Consider the following 4,224-nt stretch of genomic DNA (forward strand, 5'->3'; position numbering starts at 1 on the left):
GGAGTCTGAGAATCCCAAGAAGGAAATCTCGCTCTACATCAATTCGCCGGGCGGCGTGGTGACGTCCAGCCTCGCCATCTACGACACGATGCAGTTCATCAAGCCGAAAGTGTCGACGCTGTGCGTCGGGCAGGCGGCGTCGATGGGCTCGCTTCTGCTTGCCGCAGGCGCCGACGGTCTGCGTTACGCGCTGCCGAATGCGCGCGTCATGCTGCATCAGCCGTCCGGCGGCTTCCAGGGACAGGCGTCCGATATCCAGCGCCACGCCGAAGACATTCTGAAGGTCAAAAAGCGCCTCAACGACATCTATGTCCGTCACACGGGCAAAGATTATGAAACGATCGAACGCACGCTCGATCGCGATCATTTCATGTCGGCGGAAGAAGCGAAGTCGTTCGGAATCGTCGACTCCGTCCAGGAGAAGCGGCCTGACGACGAGGCCGAGGCGAAGCGCTGAGCGCAAGAGGCGGGCGCCGGCGCTTCTAGCGCCAGCGCCAATTTGCTTGAAAGATTGAGGCAGCAGGGCGGGAATGTTTCGTAAAATTCTGATCGCCAACCGCGGCGAAATCGCTTGTCGCATCATCAAGACGGCGAAGCGCATGGGACTGTCGACCGTCGCCGTCTATTCCGACGCCGACGCCGACGCGCTCCATGTCGAAATGGCGGACGAGGCCGTTCATCTCGGCCCGCCGCCCGCCGCGCAATCCTATCTGCTGATCGACAAGATCGTTGCCGCCTGTAAGGAAACTGGCGCCGAGGCGGTTCATCCGGGCTACGGCTTCCTTTCCGAGCGCGCCGCCTTCGCCACGGCGCTGGCCGAGGCGAACATCGTCTTCATCGGCCCCAATGTGCGCGCCATCGAGGCGATGGGCGACAAGATCGAGTCGAAGAAATTCGCCTCCGCCGCCAAGGTCAGCGTCGTGCCGGGCTATCTCGGCGTCATCGAAAACGCCGAAGAGGCGGTCAGGATCGCCAGGGACATCGGCTATCCGGTGATGCTGAAAGCGTCGGCCGGCGGCGGCGGCAAGGGCATGCGCATCGCCTTTTCCGACGCTGAAGTGATCGAAGGCTTCACGCGCGCCCGTTCGGAGGCCGCGTCTTCTTTCGGCGACGATCGCGTTTTCGTCGAGAAGTTCATCGTCAATCCGCGCCATATCGAAATTCAGGTGCTCGGCGACAAGCACGGCAACGTCATTCATCTGAACGAGCGCGAATGCTCGATCCAGCGCCGCAATCAGAAGGTGATCGAGGAAGCCCCGTCGCCGCTGCTGGATGAAAAGACGCGTCGCGAAATGGGCGCGCAGGCCATCGCGCTCGCAAAGGCCGTCGACTATGATTCGGCGGGCACGGTCGAATTCGTCGCCGGCCAGGACAAGAGCTTCTACTTCCTCGAGATGAACACGCGGTTGCAGGTCGAGCATCCGGTGACGGAGCTCATCACCGGCATTGACCTCGTCGAGCAGATGATCCGCGTCGCGGCCGGGGAGCCGCTGCAGCTCAAGCAGGAAAACGTCAAGATCAACGGCTGGGCGGTCGAGAGCCGCATCTATGCCGAGGACCCGACGCGCAACTTTCTGCCCTCGATCGGACGGCTGGTGAAATACCGGCCGCCGGAAGAGAAGCGGGAAGGCGGCGTCACGGTGCGCAACGATACGGGCGTCACCGAAGGCCGCGAAATCTCGATCCATTACGATCCGATGATCGCGAAGCTCGTGACGCATGCGCCGGACCGGCTTCGCGCCATCGTCGCGCAGGCCGATGCGCTCGATCGTTTCGTGATTGACGGCATTCGCCACAATATTCCGTTCCTGTCGTCGCTGATGCAGAGTCCGCGCTGGCGCTCGGGCGAGCTTTCGACGGGCTTTATCGCCGAGGAATATCCGGAAGGATTTTCTCCGGATGAGCCGCAGGGCGAACTGGCGCATACGCTCGCCGCAATCGCGACGCTGATGGATCACATCGGCAATGAGCGCAAACGCCAGATTTCCGGGCAGTTGCGCGGCGGCCGGCCGGTCGAGTTCGAGCGCGAGCGCGTGTGCATGCTCGGCGAGCAGAGGTTCGACGTCGCCGTCGACACGCAGGGCGAAGCGCTGATCGTGCGATTCGCCGAGGGCGATCAGCGCGCGCATCGGGTCTCTTCGCCGTGGCGTCCGGGCGAACTCGTGCTTGAAGGCGAGGTCGACGGCCGCACCGTCTATGTGCAGGCGCGGCCCATCCTCAACGGTTATGAACTCTCGCATCAGGGCGTCAGCGTCGCGGCGCGCGTCTACACGCGACGCGAGGCCGAGCTTGTCGCCTTCATGCCGAAGAAGAAGGACGCCGGCGCCTCCAAACATCTGTTGTGTCCGATGCCCGGGCTCGTGAAGACCGTTGACGTGACGGAAGGGCAGGAGGTCAAGGCCGGCGAGGCTTTGTGCATGGTCGAAGCCATGAAGATGGAGAACGTGCTGCGCGCCGAGCGCGACGTGACCGTCAAGAAGATCTTGGCCAAGCCCGGCGACAGCCTCGCGGTCGACGCCGTGATCATGGAGTTCGCCTGACGGCGTTGCGGCGCGGGCCGCAGCCTACAGGTTGAGAAACATGCTCACCGAAAGAATGTGATTGATCCGGTGATCGAACGTCTGCGCGCGCTGTGAGGCCACGCGCGATTGGATCAGCTGGTTCATGTAGCCGATCTCGACGCGCGCCGTCTGGCTGAAACTGTAGCCGACGCCTGCGAAGCCGCGATTTTGATCGAAGCCGAATCGCGTTGCAGGCGTCGTCGAATTCAGCCGCACGAACACTTCGTCCCAGAGCACGATGCTCAAGGGCGCGTTCTCCCAGAGCGGGCGCGAAAAGCGCACGAACTGGCGCAGGCGCCATTCGACCGGCGCGACGTTCTGAATGAAGCGCTGCTCGAGCCGGGTGCGGCTCGTCAGGTCGCCGAAGGTTGCGTGTTCGGTCAGCAGAATCTGTTGCCAGATCCGGTTTTCATGCTGCGTTCTGGCGTCCTGCGGAAATGTCGCGACGTGAGCGTAGCCGAGCCACAGACTGGCCTTGTCGGATAGCGCATAGCCGACGCCGGCGCGCCCGAGCGCCTGATCGGCGGTGGTGCCGTCCTCGCGGAAACGCCCCTGACTTTCGAGCCAGAGACGCCATTTCTCAAGGCTGGGGTCGATCGAGCCGAGCCTGGCGATGGCGGTGACGTTTTCCCAGATTCTGAAATCTTCGCCGACAGCCGCCGCCGGGGCGGTTGTCGCAAGCGTTCCCAGCAGGCCGACGCCGAAAGCGGCAAGCCGGTTTTTGCCGAGAGCCGTCGTCAATGACACCGCCATCTCCCTGGACATCGAATTCCTGCGCATTGAGGCAGACAGTCTGCGCGTCAGTCAAACGCCGCAAACCGTCTTCTTTGAGGCGATCGTCAGGCGGCGATCGACGAGGGCATCGCTTGAACGCGTTCTCGGAACAGGCCGTGCAGGGCGTCCCAATCGAGCGCCAATTCGCCGCCGTCGGCCCGGAGCTGCGCTTCCCAGCTCGCGAGCAGATCGAGGCAGGCGTGGTCGATATATTTCAGCTCGTTGAGATGCACATGCACGCGCGCGCCGGGCGGCAAGGCTTCGAACGCGCCCGCGAGCTGTGGCAGCCGGATGAAGGTGGCGGCGCCGTCGAGGTGGATCATGGTCACGCCGTCGATCGTCTCGCTGCGGATGTTGAGATGCGAGAAGGTGTAGAGCAGGCGCGCGACCGCCAGACCGACGCCGACCGCAATGCCGGTCAACACGTCGGTCGCGACCACCGTCGCCAACGTCGCTGCATAGATGCCGGTTTCGATGCGGTCCTGACCCCACAGGAACCGCGCAAAGCTCAGATTGATGAGATTGAGCCCCGCGTAAACGAGAACTGCGGCGAGGCTCGCGACCGGGATGATGCGCAGCACGTCCGGCGCGAGCGTGATAAACAGCAGAATCCACACGCCATGCAGGATCGTGGAGAGTCTCGTGCGCCCGCCCGCCGTGACATTGGCCGAGCTGCGGACGATCACCCCCGACACCGGCAGCACGCCGAGAATTCCGCAAAGGAAATTGCCGACGCCTTGCGCGACAAGCTCCTTGTTGTAGCGCGTTCGCGGCGTGCGGCGCTGCATGGCGTCGACGGCTGTCGCCGTCAGCAGCGTCTCCGCGCCAGATACGAAGGCGAGCGACAGGGCGGCGGCCCACAAGGCGCCCTCGCCGATCCGTCCGAGCG

General features: G+C 63.6%; 4 protein-coding genes. 2 read left to right on the forward strand and 2 right to left on the reverse strand.

Annotated elements, in window-relative coordinates; genetic code table 11:
* Positions 1-457, forward strand: a 457-nt coding sequence (locus tag AB7F41_RS17125) for an ATP-dependent Clp protease proteolytic subunit (protein ID WP_428406723.1), incomplete at its 5' end; no start/stop codon positions are given.
* A gap of 73 nt (positions 458-530) precedes the next feature.
* Positions 531-2,540, forward strand: a complete 2,010-nt coding sequence (locus tag AB7F41_RS17130; protein ID WP_428384935.1) for an acetyl-CoA carboxylase biotin carboxylase subunit — start codon at positions 531-533, stop codon at positions 2,538-2,540.
* Positions 2,541-2,564: 24 nt separating this feature from the next.
* On the opposite strand, the gene AB7F41_RS17135 is transcribed toward AB7F41_RS17130, so the two are convergent.
* Positions 2,565-3,314, reverse strand: a complete 750-nt coding sequence (locus tag AB7F41_RS17135) for a DUF2490 domain-containing protein (protein WP_428384933.1) — start codon at positions 3,312-3,314, stop codon at positions 2,565-2,567.
* Positions 3,315-3,400: 86 nt separating this feature from the next.
* Positions 3,401-4,224: SulP family inorganic anion transporter (locus AB7F41_RS17140; RefSeq protein ID WP_428406724.1), on the reverse strand; the 824-nt coding region annotated here is incomplete at its 5' end.

It is taken from the genome of Methylocystis sp. (assembly GCF_050251305.1).
GTDB lineage: Bacteria > Pseudomonadota > Alphaproteobacteria > Rhizobiales > Beijerinckiaceae > Methylocystis.